This window comes from Lysinibacillus boronitolerans JCM 21713 = 10a = NBRC 103108, from assembly GCF_000772935.1.
GTDB classification, from domain to species: domain Bacteria; phylum Bacillota; class Bacilli; order Bacillales_A; family Planococcaceae; genus Lysinibacillus; species Lysinibacillus boronitolerans.
In genome coordinates this window covers 1-20220 of the sequence record NZ_JPVR01000053.1, presented here as the reverse complement: position 1 = coordinate 20220, position 20220 = coordinate 1, and the positions used below count along the sequence as shown (strand labels likewise).

The following is a 20220-nucleotide window of genomic DNA, read 5'->3' as shown; positions in this document are numbered from 1 at the left end:
CGTTTTTTTTATTGTCTTAATGGAGCTAAAAATTCTGCTGGTAGTTTCTCCTGATCAATTACATAGCCCTCTGAAATATGAACTTCATGCATTTTATCGTTGTAAGTAAATTTAAAGATGCCGTTGTCAAAATCTGTGCCAATTTCTTTGAAGAATATACCTTCAATCGATACATACTTAGGACATGTAAATGCTACTTTAAAGTTCTCCTGTTCTTTAATTAAGTAAGCACGTACTCCTTTTTCATAGGTTTCATTTGCATCATCGTCTGTTGGGCGTTGAACAGCTACAATATGAAAATCAACAAAAGGAACTTCTTTTAACAGTACGTTTAGGAACGAACCTTTCGTGATTTCCTCCCAACGGCTTTGTGCGCTTTGCCCTACGATAATTTGCGAAATACTATAATTCTTTGCGACCTCTGCAATAACTTTTTGTATGGGGCGTTTTTCATTATCTTGCAAAATAAATTTTTCAACCTCAAGCTCATCTGATAACTTTTTCCATTGCTCTATATAACTAGATTTTTCTGCGTCAAATGCATCAAGGGGTTGCGAATCGACTGAAAGAATATAGAGTGGGCAATCAAGCATTGTGGCCATCTTATGACCACGACGAATCAAACGTTCGCCATTTAAGCCGTAGTAAACACAAACTAATATACTTTCATCCAAACGCCCTTTTACATGCTTCATAAAAAATGTACACCTCTTATCTGTTGGTATTTTGTTAATTTCACTGTTGATTATGAAAAAATTATCCTAAAACAGCTAAAATCAATGCTGTTACAGTGCATTATGCTCATTTATATTGTATACTTAAAAATGTATAAAAGTTAACGAAAATATATTGGAAAACCCTTGAAGGATTAAGCTTAAATCAATAATTTGAGATTATTTAATTTATGCATTCTGTGCATCTATGTTAATTTGCTTTCATATGCCACACTATTATGCAGTGAGTTAAATAGATAGTCAAGTGTCTTCATTGTACTGATATTAACTGAGTTATAACTGTATAAATTATCTGATTTTCCACAAGTTATTTAGGCTTGCATCGGGTTAGAAGTGACTAAATAACTAAAATAACCATTTTTATAAACAATTAGGCACTTTGATACCCCACCACATTCCATTAAAAAATTTCAAGAATACATCTAATATGTTACTTAGCTTGAACAAATTTCTAAAGTCTTAGCACTTTACATGTCAATCACCACAAAAATTTGCTAGATGATTTTGATAGTAGGAGGTTTTCATTTGGTCACAGTTCTCATTGCGATACTTTTGCCATTTGTTTGTGCTGCTCTAATTCCATTGCTTTACAGGCGACTAAGGCGTGTCACACATCTTGGCTGGTTTGTTTTATCTGTTCCATTCATTTTGTTTCTTTTACTTGCTCGCTATATTCCTCAATTAGCCGAGGGTAAAACGTTTATTCATACATATGAGTGGATTCCCTCTTTTAATATAAATTTCACCACTTACCTAGATGGACTCAGTATGATTTTTGGTCTGCTGATTACAGGTGTAGGTAGTTTGGTCATTTTATATTCTATTTTTTATTTATCAACGAAAGAATCTCTTCATCATTTTTACTGCTATTTATTACTATTCATGGGCGCTATGCTTGGCGTTGTTTTTTCAGATAACCTAATGGTATTATACACATTTTGGGAATTAACGAGTGTGTCATCATTCCTATTAATCGCATTTTGGCATCATAGAAAGGCATCTCGGGCAGGGGCCAAAAAAGCGATGATGATTACAGTCTTTGGCGGACTATCAATGCTTGCGGGTTTCTTAATGCTCTATGTAGCTTCTCATACATTTAGTATTCGTGAAATTGTAGCCAATGTAGAGGTTATACGAGATCATGCCTTATTTACCCCAGCGCTTATTCTAATTTTACTAGGAGCTTTTACAAAATCGGCACAATTTCCATTCCACATTTGGTTGCCTGATGCTATGGAGGCCCCAACACCTGTTAGTGCTTACTTACATTCCGCAACAATGGTAAAGGCAGGCATTTATTTAGTTGCTCGTTTTTCACCCGTTTTTGGTGGAGAGGCAGTGTGGTTCTGGCTAGTTAGCGTAATCGGCCTAGTTACATTATTCTGGGGCTCATTTAATGCTGTCCGTCAGACGGATTTAAAAGCATTATTAGCCTTTTCAACAGTGAGTCAGCTTGGTTTAATAATGAGCCTCTTTGGTCTTGGGTCTGTTGGTCATTATTATGGCTATGAGAAAAACTCAATTCTATACACCCAAGCAAGCTTTGCGGCATTATTTCACCTTGTGAATCATTCGACCTTTAAAGGTGCTTTATTCATGATGGTTGGAATTGTCGATCATGAAGTAGGTACTCGTGATATTCGTCGTCTAGGTGGCTTAATGTCTTTCATGCCTATCACTTTTACAATCGCAGTGATTGGTAGCTTCTCAATGGCAGGATTACCACCATTTAATGGCTTTTTAAGTAAGGAAATGTTTTTTGCAGCAGTATTAGCTATTCGCGATGTAGAAGCATTTTCTATTGCTGATATAGGGTTACTTTTCCCAATCGTAGCATGGGTGGCAAGTATTTTTACCTTTGTCTATAGTTTGATTTTAATTAGTCGTACATTTTTGGGTAAACTACAGCCAGAGAAGATTGATAAAAAACCACACGAAGCTCCACTTGGCATGTTACTATCACCGATTATTTTATGCTTGTTGGTAGTTGGTATCTTTTTCTTCCCTAATGTATTAGGTCACTATATTTTAGAGCCTGCAATGGCAAGTATTTATCCTACATTCCCAACTACAAGCGAGCTAACACCACATATTCATGCATGGCATGGCGTCAATGCAGAGTTATTGATGACAGTAGGTGTCATTATTATTGGGATTATCTTATTTAAAACATTAAAAAGCTGGAAGCCCCTTTATCGTCTATTTTCACAAAAGTATACGTTTAATACGTATTACAATCGAATGATAGAGATGAGTGAAAATGGCTCACAGAAGCTTACAAATAAATATATGACAGGTAATTTAACACATTATTTTGTCTATATATATGTATTTTTTGTTGCACTTATAGCTGGTTATTTTGTTTGGTCAGATGCCATGACCTTTAATTTTGACAAAGATTCCGCTATAGAATCCTACGAGTTAATTCTTGTATTTGTTATGATCTTTGCAGCTGTTTGGATGATTTTTGCAAAGGGTCGAGTGACAGCCATGTTGCTAAATGGTGTATTGGGCTATTCTATTGCCTTCTTCTTTGTTATTTTCCGTGCGCCAGATTTAGCTTTAACACAATTAGTTGTTGAATCGGTTACAACAGCTTTATTCCTTTTATGTTTTAAATATTTACCAGATTTAATGCCAGAGGTACCGCGTAAAAGGGTTCAATGGTCAAAAGCATTGATTTCTATTTTTGTTGGTGCAACCGTAACAATTGTTGGCTTAGCAGTAGTACACTATGATCGCTTTGAACCAGTGTCTACTTACTTCAATGATGCTTATGAATTGGCTGGCGGTTCCAACATCGTTAATACAATACTAGGGGATTTCCGTGCTTTTGATACGATGCTTGAGGTTGTTGTTCTTCTAATTGCTGGCTTAGGGGTCTATGCTCTGACAAAGCTTAAGCCACGAAAGGAGGAAGCAGATCATGAAAATTAACGATGTGATTTTAAGGACCATCACCAAGGTTGTCGTTTTCATTATTTTAACACTCGGTGTGTATTTGTTCTTTGCTGGACATCACGCTCCTGGTGGTGGCTTTATAGGTGGTCTGGTGTTGGCCTCGGGCGTTGTCTTATTATATCTAGCCTACGATATAGAAACTGTGCATAAGGGGATGCCTTTCGACTTTAAAAAAGTTGCAGCTCTTGGTGTATTGCTTGCAACTGGAACTGCAATAGGCTCGTTGTTTTTCGATGTGCCATTTTTAACACAAGCACATACGTATATAGATGCTCCTATTTTTGGGAAAATGGGCTTTTCAACTGTCACTATTTTTGAAGCGGGTGTTGCTTTAACGGTGGTCGGGGTTGTTGTAACAATTATTTTAAGTATAAGTGAGGATGAGTAGCCAATGGAGTCTTTAATACTTGTTTTAGTAGGTATATTAGTAGCTGTTGCGACGTACTTAATCCTCTCGAAGCAGTTACTGCGTGTTATTTTAGGTACTGCTGTTTTATCTCATGCTGCCCACTTACTGATTCTGACTATGGGAGGTCTAAAAAAAGGGGATGTACCGTTATTAGGAGAATCAGAGGGACCATATACAGATGCATTACCTCAAGCATTAATATTAACAGCAATTGTGATTAGCTTTGCTGTCACGGCCTTTGTTCTCGTTTTAGGGTATCGTGCGTACAAAACAAATGGTTCAGGGAATTTTGATGAATTGAGAGGTACACCTGATGAGTAATATGATTGTTTTACCATTAATTGTACCGGTAATTACGGCTATTTTACTGGTGTTTTTAAAAGAACATGTGACGCTACAACGCATCATCAGCTTATTGACATTGAGTTTTATTATTATCATTAGCGTCATTTTATTAGTAGAGATTCAAGAGCAGGGAGTGATGCGCATTGATTTTAGTGGATGGGCACCACCATTTGGAATCTCATTTGTAGCCGATTCATTTGCGACATTATTAGTGTTAGTTGCAAATATTGTAGCCCTCATTTGTATGCTATATACAATTTTTACAATGGAGCTAAGATATGAAAAAATGTATTTTTATCCATTTACGCTGCTGATGATAGCAGGTGTCAATGGCTCATTTTTGACGGGCGATATTTTTAACTTATTTGTATGTTTTGAAGTAATGTTGCTTGCTTCCTACGCACTGATCAGTCTAGGTGGTGAAAAAATTCAGCTACGTGAAGCATTAAAATATGTGCTCATCAACATTGTTGCCTCTTGGATTTTCTTGGTGGCACTCGCTTTTCTGTATGGAACAGTAGGCACATTAAATATGGCCCATATTTCCATTCGTGTAATGGAGGCAGGAGCTAATCCGCTTATTACAACAGTGGCGCTTATCTTCTTAATCGTCTTTAGCTTGAAGGCTGGACTTTTATTATTCTTCTGGTTACCAGGCTCGTACAGCGTACCACCAACTGCCATTGCAGCTTTATTTGCTGCTTTATTAACAAAGGTAGGGATGTATGCACTTGTACGTACTTTTACGCTGTTGTTCCCTAATAATCCTGAAGTCACACACACAGCACTTGGCATCATGGCGGGAATTACAATTATTGCAGGTTGTATCGGTGCACTTTCTGGTCGTGATGTTAGAACAATAGCCTCCTACAATGTGCTAATTGGCGTTGGTTTTATAATAATTGGGCTAGCGGTAGGCACTGAGTCAGCCTTACAAGGTGTTATCTATTATCTAATGCACGATATGGTAGCGAAGGCTATGTTGTTTTTAGCTGTTGGTATGATGATATATGTCACTGGGGAAACAGTAATTGATAAAATGAGTGGACTTATTCGTAATTATCCCTTTTTTGGATGGTTGTTTTTTATAGCGATGTGTTCACTAGCTGGTATACCACCATTAAGTGGCTTTTTAGGAAAGGTTTTAATCGGGCAAGGTGCGATAGAGGGTGGCCATTTTGTTCTATTAGGACTAGGTTTTTTCTCTAGTTTAATTGTTTTATATTCACTACTGCGGATATTTCTTTCTTCCTTTTTTGGGGAAACCATTATTAGCTTAGAGGATGAAAAACCGTTACCTAAACGTATATTGTTGCCATTAACATTACTGGCTGTTTGCACAATTGGTTTAGGTATTGGGGCAGAAAAACTGGCACCATTTGTCACAGATGCAGCTGAAACACTTTATACACCATCTATTTATATTGATGCAGTTTTAGATGGCCAACAATGGCAAGGTGAGGTGAATAAATAATGGCGATGCAGTTTATTTTAAATTTATTTATCGCAGCACTTTGGTTACTTCTACAGGATGAAGTGACACCACAATTTTCAACATTTTTAATGGGCTTTGTTGTAGGTATGGGTATTCTATATGCGATGCATCGCTTTTATGGTACTCAATTTTACATGCGAAGAGTCTTTTCCATCATCAAGTTATTATGGCTGTTTAACTGGGAGCTATTTTTATCAAGCTATAGTGTATTAAGACAAATCACTACACCTAAGCTAAATATTACACCTGGTATTTTCACCTATAAAACTGTATTAAAGGGTGATTGGGAGATTACAGCTCTTGCTTTACTGCTAACATTAACACCTGGCTCTGTCGTCATGGAGGTATCGGAAGAGGGAGATGTCTTTTATATCCATGCTATGGACATAGAGCAGTCTAAGGATGCCGTTATACGATCGATTGGAAAATTTGAACAAGCAATAATGGAGGTGACACGCTAATGATTAACAATATATTACTTCTTGCACTTGCTTTCTTTAGTATTTCAATTGCGCTGTCGTTATATCGTGTTATCCGCGGCCCATCAATGCCTGATCGAGCAATAGCTCTCGATACAATTGGTGTTAATTTATTATCCGCTATTGCGATTGTCTCAATTATATTGAAGACTAAAGCATATTTAGAAGCTATCCTTATTTTAGGTATTTTAGCGTTTATCGGAACGATTGCATTTACAAAATATATAGAAAGAGGTGTGATTGTTGAACGTAAATCAAATGATTGAATGGGCAGCAGTTATCCTTATTCTTATAGGTTCCATAGTGAGTGTTATTAGCGCATTTGGAATGATTCGCTTACCAGATGTCTATACACGATCACATGCTGCAACGAAAAGCTCTACATTATCCGTTTTAACCTGTTTGTTAGGAGCGTTTATCTATTTCTGGGTGCATGACGGTTTTGTTAGTGTACGGCTTATTTTAGGTATTCTTTTTGTCTTTGTGACAGCACCAGTCGCAGGGCATTTAATTTGTCGTGCAGCCTATCGTTCTCGCGTTCCATTAGCGAAGGGCTCTGGGGAAGATGAATTAAAATCAAAATTGTTCCCTGAAGAACATACGGTTAAATAGAAGGAGGACTGTTTGCCCGAAAGCAAACAGTCTTTTTAGTGCAAAAAAAAATGAAAAAGTTGAATTGCAAAATGGATCAATAGATTGTTAAAAGAGAGTGGTGAAATCCCTGCACGAGAGATGAGAGAGCAGTGGCTTGAAGGTAGTAAACATTGGACAAGTCTTAACATTCAAGTGGAGTTTAAATAAGTGAAAGGGAAGTTGAGCGGTTTAATCAACTTCCCTTTCAAATTATGCTTGAAAAACTAATTGATACCCAGAGCCTCTTACCATAACTATTTTAGCTGTGTGACCTGGAATGGTTTCAAGTTTTTTTCTTAAATTGCTGATATGAACTCGTAAGGCTTGTGTTTGCCCAAAGCTATCCTCTTCCCAAATAAGTCGATACAGCTCATCAGCTGGAAAGGCTTGATTGCAATGCTGTGCTAAAAAGAATAAAATTTGGAACTCCTTTGTTGATAAAGTTAATACAGTATCACCGATTGAAACCTTTCCTGAGTGTATATGAAAGTGTAATGTATGAATAATTTTGGTTCCTTCATTTACAGAAGCATGATCAATATGTTGCATCAACTTTTTATGTACCCTTCGTTCAAGTAGCCGCTCAATTGTTTTTAAGAGTCGGTTGTGGTCAATGGGCTTTAAAATATAATCTATAGCCTGTACATTAAAGGCTTCTAAAGCATAATTTTCGTACGCTGTAACAAAGACAATATCTATATAGCTTGAGACATCTTCTATTTTAGAAGCAAATTCAAGACCTGTCATTTCAGCCATTTCAATGTCTAAAAATAAAATATCAGGTTTTAATATATCAATATTTACGAGGCCATCCTTTGGATTCTGGAAGGTTCCAATAATCTCAATAGAGCCACTTGCCTTTAGCATGGATTCTAATAAACGAATGGCTAAAATTTCATCATCTATAATAATTGCTTTTAACAAGCTGCTCACATCCTCTAAATAGTGATTATTGGAAATCTTATTTCCACAGTCGTTCCTTTGTTTTCGAGGCTATCAAAATGGATAGTAGCGTTATCGAATTTTTTTAATCTTTTAGAAATATTTAGAATGCCAATGCCTTGACTAGCTGTTTTTTCACCATTTTGAATTTGCCTTAAAAGCTCTGAAGATATACCAATGCCGTTGTCTATCAGTTGGAAAATCATCATATGCTCTTCCTGCCTTATAACTAATTGTAGCTTGCTACGCTCTTTCCTTACTTTCAAACCATGAAGAAGAGCATTCTCTACTAGAGGCTGAAGTAGTAAAGGGGGAATAAGGCATTGGATAGGCTCATCCATGCAAATATTAAATTCTAATTGCTCAGGATATCTAGTGCGATGAATATTTACATATGCCTCAATAAGACTAAGCTCCTTTTCCAAAGGAACAAGACTGTTGGCATTTTCAAAGGCAAAACTGTTACGTAAAAATGTAGCAAAATCTGTAATCATTGCTCGTGATTTATCTAAGTCTAAATAGCTTAGGGATAGAATGGAATTTAAGACATTATAAATAAAATGCGGTTTAATTTGTGCTTGTAAAAACGCGGTTTCCATTTTCACAGCTGTTTCTGCAGACTCCTTCAATAAAAGAAGATTGCGAACCCTTGTCTTAAGCTCGGTAGCATCCAAAGGTTTATGTAAAAAATCATTTGCCCCAGATTGAAAGGCTGCAATCATATCCTCTGGGCGAATCGCCGCAGTCAACATTAGAATAGGTAGCTCTGTAGACGTGTAATTTTGTCTAACCTGTTGACAAATCTCATAGCCAGAAATAGTGGGCATCATAATATCCAAAATTAATAAATCAATACTAGGTTGCTGTGTAAGGTACTCAAAAACATGGTGTCCATTATCAATTGCTATAATGGAATAGTTTTCTTGTGTCAATATATCTATTAGCACCTTTAAATTAACAGCATCGTCATCCACAATAAGAATTTTTTTCTTTCCTATTTGTTCAACAATATGTGGGAATGTTAGGAAAGGATATTGGTATGTTTGGATTGGCATTGATGGTAATTCCTCATTTGTCGGCTGTGCTTTTCGTAATTTAATTGAAAAGGTTGCACCTTGTCCGACAATTGAATCCACAAATATTTTCCCACCCTGCCGCTCAACAAGCTCCTTTGTAATATGTAAACCTAATCCACTGCCACCGATTGAATAATTGAATTGTTGGAATGGATTAAAAATAGTTTTTAAATTTTCTGGCGCGATTCCACAGCCGGTATCCTTAATTTCAATTACTAAGAATGACTGTTTCTCATAACAAGTTATATCAATTTTTCCTTCATTTGTATACTTCACTGCATTATGAATTAAATTATATAAAATTTGGCGAAGACGATTTTCATCTGCTTGGACAAAGGTTCCCCGCTCAATGTGATTGTAGATTTTGACATTCTTGCTAATGGTATAGGAGAGCACTTCTACAGTCATATGTGTAATGGCATATAAATCAACAGAAGTCATCCGCAATGTTAATTCATTCTCCTTCAGCTTTGAAAAATCAAGTAAATCATTGACTAAATAGGATAGACGTTCAGCAATATTAAAAATAAGGGATACTTTTTCCTTTTGTTCGTCCGCTGAGATAGGTAAACTATTATCCTTCAGCATAGATTGTGAAATACCTATAATGCCATGTAAAGGGGTCTGGAATTCATGCGATGTTTTAGCGAGAAACTCATCCTTTAATTTATCTACACGTAGAAGTGCCTCTGTTAGCTTGCCTTTTTCTAAATAAGAATCTGCAAAACGATGAGAAATATATAGGGAAAGCATTGTTAGGCAAATAAATGGCAACAACGGTGGTAGAGCACTCAGTTCAAGATTAATATTTGTATTTAACGTCGCAACGATAAAATAAAGCAAAATGGCTAGGGAGCTTAAAGTTAAATACATTACACCAGTTGCACGTCGGTAAATTGCTATAATTTGCACATAGAAAATATAAACAATATTTGCGAATACATACAATGAGTTGATATTTTGAAATAGTGAATTAATTGATGTTGGAAGCAATGCAACAAGCATAAGAAGAGTACCTATTGCGCAAAACACTTTCACAACCAAACGATTCATATATTTGATTAAAGCACGGTAAAAATACAACAATATAAAAAGACCTACAGCTATACTAGAGATCATTTGTATTTTCTGAAATGGAGCGTAGGGCATATTTATCAAGGCTAGTAAAAATTTTTCGCCGTGTGTGAGAGTGTAGAGCCCACTTGCGAAACAAAATAAAGAGAAGTAAAGCTGCTCTATCCCAAATTTTGAATAAAGATAAGAGCCAAAAAAGTAGATAAACATTGTTAAAAAACCTGCTAAGGTAATTAAATCGTAGAAGAGGGCACCCTCTCGAAGCTTTGCAATACTTGATTGATCCCCTAAAAAAATGGAGCTAATAATTCCTCCTCCCGGTGCATAATCGAAATTTGCTACATGTACAATCAATTCAAGCTCTTTTTTATCAGGCGAAAAATAAGCAGTATACGGGGTATTGTGAGGTATATAGCTGCTATCCTCAGCTGGCTCTCCACTATGGCCAACTCGCTTTCCGTTAATATACAATGCGTTCGACATTCGGATATTACTCGTTTTAATCCCTAAAATATCTTCAGTATCATCGATTAAAACCTTGAGTCGATAAGTTCCACTTTCAAATACAGGTATTTGTTTCCCATCAATTGTATATTTTGTCCAAGCGGAAGGGACATCAACAAGATAGCTTTGATAAGCATCAAAGGCTTCACCATCCACTAATTGATTCGGGATAAATGCCCACTCCCCATCTAATTTGATAGGCGTATTATCGTGAAATGTATGCTGACGTAAATCCATCACACCTTTAATCGCTTGCGGCCCATGAGACTTAGGTTGAGTTAAGAAAAAGGTAATGCCTGCTATCAGCATTGAACCAATAATAATTGCGAACAACAACGATAATTTTTTCATCGTAAAAATCCCTTTCAAATGATTTATATGGATTATACAAGATAACTTACGCCATTAATATAAAATTCCTACTAACGATAAGATCTAAATATTGTGAGCTTAAATGATGATGATCAATCTCTATCTCTGAACTGTTGAAATTAAGTTGTTTTTATAATGGAGGAATAAATAACGATAAAACGGAAAATAGTAAAGTTACTTTATAAAATAAATGAAAACAAAAATAAATTGATTTATCAGAAAATTATGTATATAATATTCGGCTGAAAATTTTTTAGTTTATCTTGATTATTATTTCAAAAGAGTATATCTTAATTAGCAGATAGATTTTTTATTCTTCAATATGAATAAATATCCAATCGATTATTTTAGAGAAATGTATTCTCATACACAATAAATTATAAATAAAAGGAGTTACAGGATATGAAGAACAAATTGTTCATCATGATGCTAGTACTAGTAATAGGTGTACTTGCAGCATGTGGTACTAAAGACAATAATGCAAGCAATACAGGATCTACTACGGATACAGAGGGTAAGCAAGTATTAAAAGTTGGTACATCAGCCGATTATGCGCCATTCGAATATGTGGATGCAGCTAAAGGTGAAGAAATTATCGGATTTGATATTGATTTAATCAAATTAGTTGGAGAAAAAATAGGCGTTGATATGCAAGTACAAGATATGGACTTTAACAGTTTAGTGCCAGCACTACAAGCAGGAAAAATCGATGTCGTTATTTCTGGTATGACACCGAACCCAGAGCGTGAAAAAGTAGTTGATTTCTCAGATAAATATAATGAAACAGAGCAAGTAATCCTTGTTAAAAAGGATAGCGGTATTAAAAAAGAAGCGGACTTAGCTGGTAAAAAAATAGGTGTACAAACAGCATCTATCCAGGAAAACTTAGGTAATGAAATTGCGAAAAAGGTTGATGTAGCAGTAGAAGGACGTACACGTATCCCTGAGATCGTTCAAGATATGATGTCTAAACGTTTAGACGCAGGTATTTTAGAGGGTGGCGTGGCGAAAGGCTATTTAAAAACGAATGATCAATTAGAAGCTTTCCCTGTAGAAGAACAGCCTGAAGATTTCAAAGCAATCGCTGTTCCAAAGGGAAGCGATTTGAAAGATAAAATTAACCAAGCTTTAAAAGAGCTAGCTGAAGAAGGCAAAATCCAAGAGCTAGAAGAAAAATGGTTAGAAAAAGTTGAATAATAATCGCGTGCGATAGCTCTACTTTTGGGCTATCGCTTGTGCTTTTCATTATTATCCTTTAAGCCTCTATTAAATTTGTGTTGGGTACAAAAACACAGCTACATCATGATGAAAAGAAAGGAGGGAGCGCTGTGAATTTAGATTTTACAGCTATCGTTCCCTCTATTCCTTATATTTTAAAAGGGATAGGTGTTACACTTCAAATTGCAATCGGTGCATCCATCATCGGTTTTATCGTAGGTATACTTTTAGCATTATGTAAAATTGGTAAAGTGAATTTTTTACGTTGGTTTGCCGATTTCTATACGTCGATTTTCCGCGGTACACCACTTGTATTACAATTATTAATTATTTATTATGCAGTACCACAATTACTAGATATCCAAATTGAGCCTATTCCAACAGCTATTATCGCTTTTGGTTTAAACTCAGGTGCATATATTTCAGAGATTATCCGTGCTGGTATCAATGCAGTTGATAAAGGACAAATGGAAGCGGCACAAGCACTGGGTATTCCATATGCAAAAATGATGAAGGATATTATTATTCCGCAAGCGGTAAAAAATATTTTACCATCCTTAGTAAACGAATTTATTACATTAAATAAAGAAACGGCAGTTGTGACAGTAATTAGTGCATTAGATATTATGCGCCGTGCCTACATTGTAGGGGGTTCGACATATCGTTATCTTGAGCCATTACTTTTTGCAGGGGTAATCTATTACATCATGACGCTTGTTTTAACGTTCCTTGGTAAACGAATCGAGAAAGGAATGAGAAAAAGTGATTAAAATTGAAGATTTACACAAATCCTTTGGACAGAATGAAGTATTAAAGGGTATATCAACTGAAGTTAAAGAAAAAGAAGTAATTGCGATTATTGGACCCTCTGGATCAGGTAAATCGACATTTCTTCGTTGCTTAAACTTATTGGAAACTCCTACAAGTGGAAAAGTAACGATTGCAGGGGATGTCCTTACAGATAAAGGGACAAATATAATGAAAATACGTGAAGAAGTAGGTATGGTATTTCAGCATTTTCATCTTTTCCCACATAAAACGGTGCTTGAAAATTTAACCTATGCGCCAATCAATGTAAAGGGTATGGATAAGGCAACTGCTATCAGCAAAGCAGAAGAATTACTAAAGAAAGTAGGTCTGTTTGAGAAGCGTCAAGAATATCCAAATCGCTTATCGGGGGGACAAAAGCAGCGTGTTGCCATTGCGCGTGCACTTGCCATGGACCCTAAAGTTATATTATTTGATGAGCCTACATCGGCACTTGACCCTGAAATGGTTAAAGAGGTATTAGCTGTTATGAAAAACCTCGCCGATTCTGGTATGACCATGTTGATTGTGACACATGAAATGGGCTTTGCTCGAGAGGTTGCTGATCGTATCCTTTTCTTAGATGGCGGCAAGCTAATAGAAGATGCTTCACCAGATCAGTTTTTTACAGCGCCATCAACACAGCGTGCAAAGGATTTTTTAGAGAAGGTTTTATAAAATACAAAAGGCATTTAGCTTCCCTGTTTAGAGGAGAGCTAAATGCCTTTTGTATTTAAAGGACATTTCAAATAGAAATAGGCTCCTGCAGGAAGTTTATTGTTAAGGAGTCTTCCGGCAATTCATATTATATTGGGATAAATTTGTAACAATAACTTTTCAATTTCCCCACCCACCTCATCATAGCCCCGATGATTAGATATTCCTATTTTTCATTTAGTAGTTTCTCTCTTAATAGCGACTAAAGCGTCAATCATATGTGTTTTAAATTGGGGAGAATTGTCGCAAACCCACCCTACTTCTCGCTTATTCCTTTATAAAGCATGGAGCTTCGCCAATAGCAAACTTGTATTTGAACATTGTTGAAGTTAAAAAAGAATGCTCCTAGCCTCACTAATCATAATAAAAGGTTAAGAAAAATTAACCTAAAAAATGGAATGATTTCATAGTGAAATCTATTGACCTATAATATAATGAAAAAAAGGCTAAAAGTCACCAAATAAATGCAATAATAGTCTTTTTAGTTGGGTATTAAGGATTAGTTATTAATAGGGTTTATAAAATCTGAATTTTTAGATAAATGAAGTGAGGGAGATATGCCACACATGGTTTATGATTCTATAATCATTAAGATTTTCAATAAAAGGATTTTGCCAGGTTTCCAAGGTAATGGAGGAGGAACTTATCTAATTAGCAATCTTCAGCAAAAGGCAAAAGAAGAAAATAAACCAGTGATATTGCAAGTTCTTCATACAAATCCTGCAAGAAATCTATATGAGAGACTAGGATTTCATGTAGTGTCAACTGATGAACTCTATTTAAAAATGAGGTGGCAATAATCGTATCAAGTCTTTTGAAGCTGATTCCCGTCCATTATTAAAATCTAAAGTGAGGTGAATGTGAATTGCCAATATCAAATACGGCTTTACAGACATATGAAGAAAATTTACGGCAAACGATTCAGTGCTTTTTCAATTTAGAGGGACAAATCGAAAGTGTCATTGTACACATTGACAGCAATATCAAAAAATATATTCAAAAAAAAGAAAGAAGATTTTTATTAGCAAGTAAAAAGAAAGAAAAACATCTCGAAGAATTAAGAATACTACAATCGGATTTACAAAAATCCTTAATTGGTATTGCGCATGTCAAACAGCTACTAGTCAATGAAATAAACACTTTGCTAAAAAATAACAGAGAATTACAGCAAACATTTAAGGAGATGCTTCCCTTACTTCCATTTGCAGTATCAAGCTTTCCTTTGAAGACAAGTCTTTCTTCAAATGTTCAATTCAACATATTGCTGTCTCTCTTAATTGAAAAAGAGATAGTAACAAAATTACCCCTCCTAACTGCAACAATTGAATCGAGTCAAGTGAATGAAATAATAGTAACCCTAGAAAATTTTGATGTGAACATTAAAGAGCAAATAAATGAAGCCAAAAGCAGTGTTGCTAAATTAATGTCAATCATAACGGATACTGAAAATGAATTGGATAGGCAATTTGGCGATGTCATCTCGAATTTAAAGCAAAGTGATAGATTGACAGCATCGCCCTATACCCAACAGGACTTCATTGCTGAGATTAAAAGCAAGGGAGCACTGTTGAAAATATGGGCAGACCATTATCAAATGCTTCATACAATGCTTGGAAAAGATATGAAATTCCAAGAAGCTTTACATCTAACGGCAAAAGTATTAAGCGAAAGTTTAGAGGAACCAGCGCAAATCTATCAAAACCAGCGTACTTTACAGGGAGCTTATCTACTTGAAACAGGCGCGACCTATATGACATTAGTACAAGATGCAAATCTATCTGAACAACAGGCAAAGCTGTTAGTAGCAGCATACTTATTGCTAAACCAAGAGAGCATAACAGCAGTTGCTGAACAAGTGAACTTAGAGTTTATGGAGATTGAAGCTTTTTATAAAGATAATAAAGAATTATTTTCTTTAATTACTTCCTAATCAGAAAGGAGAAAATGTTATGCCAATTTCGGAATACCAATTAGATAACTATGTGAAGGAACTTCAACCCAGTATCAAAAATATAATTGAACTAGAAGACAAGCTTGGAAAAGCCGGTGGAGGTATAGACAGTATTTTATCCAAATTAAAGGATGAAGGATTTGATCTAGGTGCATGGCTTGGTGACAATCTATTTCGGACAGATAACCCAAAAAGGAAAGAAACAGCTATTCAACTGTTAAATGACTTAAACAATGAATTAATTAATGCAAAAATTGATTTAAATATTTTAAAGCATGATATCCAAGATGAATTAAATACTTTATTAAAAGAGTATGGGGAATGGAAAACTTACTTTGATAATAGGCTACCATTTATTGCGTTCTCCATAGCTGTACCTAAATTTCAGGCTTTTAATCCCTTTCATCGATTAATGCTAGGGTTTGTATTAACCATCGTGTTGAAGGATATATTACTACCAATATTTGAGGTATTAGGGTTAGGTGTTTTCGGTCTTGTTGTCGTGGTGGTGTTAATAGATGGAATAATTCAAGGCGAGAAAAGAATGGAGTTATTTGAAAATATCCAAAAAGAAACAAAGGCTGCGATGGAAGATGTTAATAAATTAAGGCAGGATATACGTGATGTGCAGGTGCAGGTAAATACCTTTTTTGAAGATGTGGCAAAGAGCTTTCAAGAAACAGGCTTGTTAACGAAGTCATATACAAACCATCAGGAGCTAGTATCGTTTGTAAAACAACAGGCTGGTACATTAAGACGATGGTCGGATCAATATGATTCGATGAAACGAATGATTAATAAAGGTTTAGATATTGAATTTTCAGCAGAAGTGGTTGCTGCAAATCTAGTAAATAAACAAGGTGATGAAAATGAATTAGACAATTATATCAAGCTGTTAATGGGTGCGTATCTAATTGAAATTGGAGAGTCCAATAGTGTGGTGTCTCAAAAGCTTGATATGTCCTTAGAAAGAATTAAAAAAGTAAAAGCAACCTACATGTTATTTAAAATGCATACGCCAGATGAAATTGCACAAGTCTTGGAAATGGATGTAAACGAAGTCATGACAATTCAAGAGACGAATAGCGATTTAATAGCAATTGTTAGTTAAAAAATAATTTTAGAATGGATGGATAATATGGCGATTACAGAAGCGACATTAGCAACCTATGTAGAAGAATTACAACCTTCCCTAAAAAATATTTATGAGGTAGAAGACAAGCTGGCTGAATGTAAGGAGGGAATTGATAGTATCATTTCTAAGCTATTGGACGAGGATTTAGAGATTAGTGCTTGGATTGGTGACCATATATTTCGTACAGATAACCCAGAGCGAAAGGCACAAGCAATTAAGCTTTTAAAAGAGCTGAAAAGTGAGTTAAGCGGAACAGCAATTGACTTAAATATTTTAAAGCATGATATCCAAGATGATTTAAATAGTTTGCTAATGGAATTTCTAGAATGGCGAAAGTGCTTTAAAAATATGCTGCCACTGATTTCCTTATCAATCGTTGTGCCTTCTTATAAAAAAATCACTTTAGATAAATACGTCGCGCTTACATTATTTGTAGTTAATCAATGGATTGGAAAAATAAAAGTGCTGGATAGCTTAGTTGCAAAACTTGGTACGCTTGGTGCAATAGCCGCTGTCCTTTATCTTATTACAGGTATTATTCAAGGGGAATTACGGAAAGAGTATTTTGAAAATATTCAAGCAGAAACAAATAAGGCAAAAGAGGATTTAACTAAGACAAAAGAAGAGATTAATCGTGGGCAAAGCCAAGTTAATGCTTTCTTTAAAGATCTTGCAAAGACTTTTAAGGAGACAGGACTTTTACACGATAGGGATGTAAATCATCGAGAGCTAGTTTTCTTAGTAAAGGAGCAAAACTATACATTACGCAAATGGTCGGATCAATTTAATGCTATGAAACGGATGCATGAAAAAGGGATGGATTTATCTGTGGCAGCGAGTATAGCTGCAGAAGCATTATGTAAAAACGCTGTGGACCAAAATGAGCTACAAAAAGTCACTAATACTTTATTAGGCTCGTATTTGATTGAGAGCCATACGGATTTAGCTGAAATCTCAAATACTTTAAAAGTTTCTGGAGATCAAGCAAAGAAAATAAAGGCTATGTACATGTTATTTACGAAGCACACACCATCCGAGATAGCAAGAGTTTTAGAAATGGAAGTCCACGAAGTCGAATCTATAAAAGAAGAAAATAAGGATATTTTAGCGAGAGTTGCTTGAAATTGATTGAAATTTCTGAAAAAAGGGGTGAGTAGCTTAGCAAAAATGAAAGATAAAGTGAAATTGAGAGTAGCATTACCTGAAGAGGAAGATACCCTTTATTCATTATTTGTATCTACAAGAAAAAGTGAATTTGCCATATTAGAATGGGATGAGCAACAAATAGAAGGTTTATTACGCATGCAATACGATGCTCAAAAAGCTTTTTATCAGCAACAATTTCCTAATGCTAAATATGAAATCATAATGTACAAAGGTTTAGGAATTGGTAGATTGATCACCGAGATACAGCAAGAAGCAATACGTCTGATTGATATTTTTATAATTCCCGAATATAGAGGGAGAGGAATCTGTACAGCGCTATTGAGGGAATTTCAGCATGTAGCTGCTGAATTGAGGTTGCCTATAGAACTTAATGTGTTGATGGGAAATCCTGCACAGAGGTTGTATGAGAGATGTGGGTTTGTTGTTACGGATGAAACGCCCCCATATTTACTATTGATTTGGGAGGTTGATAGATAAGTGGGTATTCGATAATAAGGGTATTTGAATTTAGTGAGATTAATTGATAGTAATTTTGAAAAATAATTTATAAGTGAGAAGGGAGAATTTAATAATGGAAGCTTTTGTCGGAACTATATTACCTTGGTCTTTAGATTGGGCTCCTGATGGGTGGTTATTATGTCAAGGTCAGGAATTGCCAATAAACCAATATCAGGCGATTTATTCATTAATAGGTGCACAATATGGAGGGAATGCTACAACTACTTTTAAATTACCCGATTTACGAGGTAGAGTGCCAGTAGGAATGGGGCAAGGTGTAGGATTAACAAATAGGCAAATTGGACAAATGGCAGGTAGTGAAAATGTGACCTTGCAAACAAGTCAGATACCACCACATAATCATACTGTTACATTAAATAATACATTTAGTGCAGGAATTAGTGGTGGAAGTATTAGTAATGGGGCTTGTGAGGTTACTGTGAATTTACCTAAGAATGCAACCACGGTACCAGGGAATACGACATCTGTGCCCGGTTCAAATAAATGTTTAGGTGTAGCAAAAACGGCTGCTAATCAAGATGTAAACATATACAGCACAAATTCACCAGATATTACACTACAGAATGATACGGTGAAGGCTACAGGAACAGTAACGGGAACAGTAACAGGAACCGTAAATGGAACGATAACAGGAACATCGAATACTGGCGTAACAGGCTCTGGCATTCCTGTTGCGAATATGCAACCTTATCTAGTTATAAATTATATTATATGTTACCAGGGTATTTATCCGATGAGGCCACATTAACAAGAAAACTAGAATTTTATAACGCTAATTATTTGTTAAGCGTAAAATATAATTTCATAGATATCTGTGGTGTACCTAATTGATTGTGATCGATATTAGAACATTTTGGACATCCTTAAAGGGGTATTTAATAGTGAGAATACAATTTTTAAAGTGCTTATATATTGGAATTTAAATCTTGATTTGTATTAACAATCCTTACAATCAAGGAGCTAAATTTATTTTGAGGAGAGGATTGAATGGATAATAAAAAGAGGTTGGAAATAACTTCCGTATTTGTGGTTGGTTTATTGCTTCTTAATTTAATTTCTTTTGGTATATTTACAGGTATGGAAGTAAGTGCCAGTTCAGATACAGGTGGTGAGAATGTTGCGTTAGGGAAAGAAGTTACAGTATCAAGTGAAGTCGAAGAAGAATGGGGTGTAGGTGGTAACGCTGTTGACGGAGACGAAACAACCTCATGGTATTCATGGACTACAAATAATTTTCCAAGTAGTGAACCTATTTCTGAAACCAATCCAGCTTGGTTAATGGTTGATTTAGGGAGTCCTCATATAATTAATCGTTGGAAAGTTATAGCCTTTTCAGTAAAGGAGAATTATCAATTTAAAGATGTTTATTTAGAAGGTAGTGAGGATGGAAAAGTTTTTACTCCTATTGACTCTTCTTTAAATAACACTACAATTGATGAAAATAGATATTCAGTTGATGAAGATGGATATACAGTAACTATTAATAAATCACTTTCTCCTACAGTGACATATCAATATTTTCGCATAAAAGTAACAAATGTCGATCCTTTAATGGCTGAGGCTGGAAAGCCAAATCCAACAAATATTTATGAGTTTGAATTATGGGGGTCTCCAGTTGGTGAAATAGTAAATTCCGAGACGCCAGCAATCGGAACGCAGCCAGCAGGAAAGACCGTGAACCA

At 35.5% G+C, this 20220-nt stretch carries 20 protein-coding genes; 17 read left to right on the top strand and 3 right to left on the bottom strand.

Going from position 1 to position 20220, the window contains the following annotated elements:
* Nucleotides 1–8 precede the first annotated feature (8 nt).
* Nucleotides 9–695: an adenine nucleotide alpha hydrolase family protein gene (locus CD31_RS01715; protein ID WP_036075307.1), complete on the bottom strand. Its 687-nt coding sequence runs from the start codon at nucleotides 693–695 to the stop codon at nucleotides 9–11.
* 564 nt (nucleotides 696–1259) lie between these two features.
* Here CD31_RS01715 and CD31_RS01710 point away from each other — a divergent pair.
* From CD31_RS01710 to CD31_RS01680, 7 genes are read left to right on the top strand one after another with little or no spacing between them, the layout of a single operon-like run.
* The gene (locus CD31_RS01710; protein WP_176408540.1) at nucleotides 1260–3671 is read left to right on the top strand and encodes a Na+/H+ antiporter subunit A; all 2412 of its coding nucleotides are present in this window, start codon (nucleotides 1260–1262) and stop codon (nucleotides 3669–3671) included.
* Nucleotides 3661–4083 (top strand): Na(+)/H(+) antiporter subunit B, encoded by a 423-nt coding sequence (locus CD31_RS01705; protein WP_016992399.1) that lies wholly within the window; start codon nucleotides 3661–3663, stop codon nucleotides 4081–4083. The genes CD31_RS01710 and CD31_RS01705 overlap by 11 nt, the downstream gene beginning before the upstream one ends.
* A gap of 3 nt (nucleotides 4084–4086) precedes the next feature.
* Nucleotides 4087–4425, top strand: coding sequence for a Na(+)/H(+) antiporter subunit C (locus CD31_RS01700; RefSeq protein ID WP_004233143.1), 339 nt, complete (start codon nucleotides 4087–4089; stop codon nucleotides 4423–4425).
* Nucleotides 4418–5923 (top strand): Na+/H+ antiporter subunit D, encoded by a 1506-nt coding sequence (locus tag CD31_RS01695; protein WP_036075303.1) that lies wholly within the window; start codon nucleotides 4418–4420, stop codon nucleotides 5921–5923. The genes CD31_RS01700 and CD31_RS01695 overlap by 8 nt, the downstream gene beginning before the upstream one ends.
* Nucleotides 5923–6405 (top strand): Na+/H+ antiporter subunit E, encoded by a 483-nt coding sequence (locus tag CD31_RS01690; RefSeq protein ID WP_016992398.1) that lies wholly within the window; start codon nucleotides 5923–5925, stop codon nucleotides 6403–6405. The genes CD31_RS01695 and CD31_RS01690 overlap by 1 nt, the downstream gene beginning before the upstream one ends.
* Nucleotides 6405–6689 carry a Na(+)/H(+) antiporter subunit F1 gene (locus CD31_RS01685; protein WP_004233151.1) on the top strand — a complete coding sequence of 95 codons (285 nt, stop codon included), beginning with the start codon at nucleotides 6405–6407 and terminating at the stop codon, nucleotides 6687–6689. The genes CD31_RS01690 and CD31_RS01685 overlap by 1 nt, the downstream gene beginning before the upstream one ends.
* On the top strand, nucleotides 6667–7035 hold the full coding sequence (locus tag CD31_RS01680) for a Na+/H+ antiporter subunit G (RefSeq protein ID WP_016992397.1): 369 nt from the start codon (nucleotides 6667–6669) through the stop codon (nucleotides 7033–7035). The genes CD31_RS01685 and CD31_RS01680 overlap by 23 nt, the downstream gene beginning before the upstream one ends.
* 231 nt (nucleotides 7036–7266) lie before the next feature.
* On the opposite strand, the gene CD31_RS01675 is transcribed toward CD31_RS01680, so the two are convergent.
* Entirely contained in the window at nucleotides 7267–7989 is a 723-nt protein-coding gene (locus tag CD31_RS01675; RefSeq protein ID WP_244905107.1) for a DNA-binding response regulator, read from the bottom strand.
* A gap of 5 nt (nucleotides 7990–7994) precedes the next feature.
* A complete protein-coding gene (locus CD31_RS01670) occupies nucleotides 7995–11003 on the bottom strand; it encodes an ATP-binding protein (RefSeq protein WP_036075295.1) in 3009 nt (1002 codons plus the stop codon).
* 423 nt (nucleotides 11004–11426) lie between these two features.
* Here CD31_RS01670 and CD31_RS01665 point away from each other — a divergent pair, with 423 nt between their 5' ends.
* The 10 genes from CD31_RS01665 to CD31_RS01620 form a co-directional block, all read left to right on the top strand.
* Entirely contained in the window at nucleotides 11427–12221 is a 795-nt protein-coding gene (locus CD31_RS01665) for a transporter substrate-binding domain-containing protein (protein ID WP_036075293.1), read from the top strand.
* 131 nt (nucleotides 12222–12352) lie between these two features.
* A complete protein-coding gene (locus CD31_RS01660) occupies nucleotides 12353–13012 on the top strand; it encodes an amino acid ABC transporter permease (protein ID WP_036075291.1) in 660 nt (219 codons plus the stop codon).
* Entirely contained in the window at nucleotides 13005–13727 is a 723-nt protein-coding gene (locus CD31_RS01655; protein WP_036075289.1) for an amino acid ABC transporter ATP-binding protein, read from the top strand. The genes CD31_RS01660 and CD31_RS01655 overlap by 8 nt, the downstream gene beginning before the upstream one ends.
* A 605-nt stretch (nucleotides 13728–14332) precedes the next feature.
* Entirely contained in the window at nucleotides 14333–14566 is a 234-nt protein-coding gene (locus tag CD31_RS01650; RefSeq protein ID WP_016992394.1) for a GNAT family N-acetyltransferase, read from the top strand.
* A 65-nt stretch (nucleotides 14567–14631) separates the two neighbouring features.
* Entirely contained in the window at nucleotides 14632–15696 is a 1065-nt protein-coding gene (locus tag CD31_RS01645; protein WP_036075287.1) for a hypothetical protein, read from the top strand.
* Nucleotides 15697–15715: 19 nt separating this feature from the next.
* On the top strand, nucleotides 15716–16828 hold the full coding sequence (locus tag CD31_RS01640; protein ID WP_036075285.1) for a hypothetical protein: 1113 nt from the start codon (nucleotides 15716–15718) through the stop codon (nucleotides 16826–16828).
* 27 nt (nucleotides 16829–16855) lie between these two features.
* Nucleotides 16856–17974, top strand: coding sequence for a hypothetical protein (locus CD31_RS01635; protein ID WP_036075283.1), 1119 nt, complete (start codon nucleotides 16856–16858; stop codon nucleotides 17972–17974).
* A 45-nt stretch (nucleotides 17975–18019) separates the two neighbouring features.
* Nucleotides 18020–18496, top strand: a complete 477-nt coding sequence (locus tag CD31_RS01630) for a GNAT family N-acetyltransferase (protein ID WP_036075281.1) — start codon at nucleotides 18020–18022, stop codon at nucleotides 18494–18496.
* Nucleotides 18497–18590: 94 nt separating this feature from the next.
* Nucleotides 18591–19286, top strand: coding sequence for a phage tail protein (locus CD31_RS01625; protein ID WP_036075279.1), 696 nt, complete (start codon nucleotides 18591–18593; stop codon nucleotides 19284–19286).
* Nucleotides 19287–19525: 239 nt separating this feature from the next.
* Nucleotides 19526–20220: discoidin domain-containing protein (locus CD31_RS01620; RefSeq protein WP_036075278.1), on the top strand; the 695-nt coding region annotated here is incomplete at its 3' end.

Bases quoted from the DNA above. Each gene is read 5' to 3' on its own strand.
- CD31_RS01715 (WP_036075307.1), bottom strand. From the start codon at position 695: ATGAAGCATGTAAAAGGGCGTTTGGATGAAAGTATATTAGTTTGTGTT.
- CD31_RS01705 (WP_016992399.1), top strand. From the start codon at position 3,661: ATGAAAATTAACGATGTGATTTTAAGGACCATCACCAAGGTTGTCGTT.
- CD31_RS01700 (WP_004233143.1), top strand. From the start codon at position 4,087: ATGGAGTCTTTAATACTTGTTTTAGTAGGTATATTAGTAGCTGTTGCG.
- CD31_RS01695 (WP_036075303.1), top strand. From the start codon at position 4,418: ATGAGTAATATGATTGTTTTACCATTAATTGTACCGGTAATTACGGCT.
- CD31_RS01690 (WP_016992398.1), top strand. From the start codon at position 5,923: ATGGCGATGCAGTTTATTTTAAATTTATTTATCGCAGCACTTTGGTTA.
- CD31_RS01685 (WP_004233151.1), top strand. From the start codon at position 6,405: ATGATTAACAATATATTACTTCTTGCACTTGCTTTCTTTAGTATTTCA.
- CD31_RS01670 (WP_036075295.1), bottom strand. From the start codon at position 11,003: ATGAAAAAATTATCGTTGTTGTTCGCAATTATTATTGGTTCAATGCTG.
- CD31_RS01665 (WP_036075293.1), top strand. From the start codon at position 11,427: ATGAAGAACAAATTGTTCATCATGATGCTAGTACTAGTAATAGGTGTA.
- CD31_RS01650 (WP_016992394.1), top strand. From the start codon at position 14,333: ATGGTTTATGATTCTATAATCATTAAGATTTTCAATAAAAGGATTTTG.
- CD31_RS01640 (WP_036075285.1), top strand. From the start codon at position 15,716: ATGCCAATTTCGGAATACCAATTAGATAACTATGTGAAGGAACTTCAA.
- CD31_RS01635 (WP_036075283.1), top strand. From the start codon at position 16,856: ATGGCGATTACAGAAGCGACATTAGCAACCTATGTAGAAGAATTACAA.
- CD31_RS01630 (WP_036075281.1), top strand. From the start codon at position 18,020: ATGAAAGATAAAGTGAAATTGAGAGTAGCATTACCTGAAGAGGAAGAT.
- CD31_RS01625 (WP_036075279.1), top strand. From the start codon at position 18,591: ATGGAAGCTTTTGTCGGAACTATATTACCTTGGTCTTTAGATTGGGCT.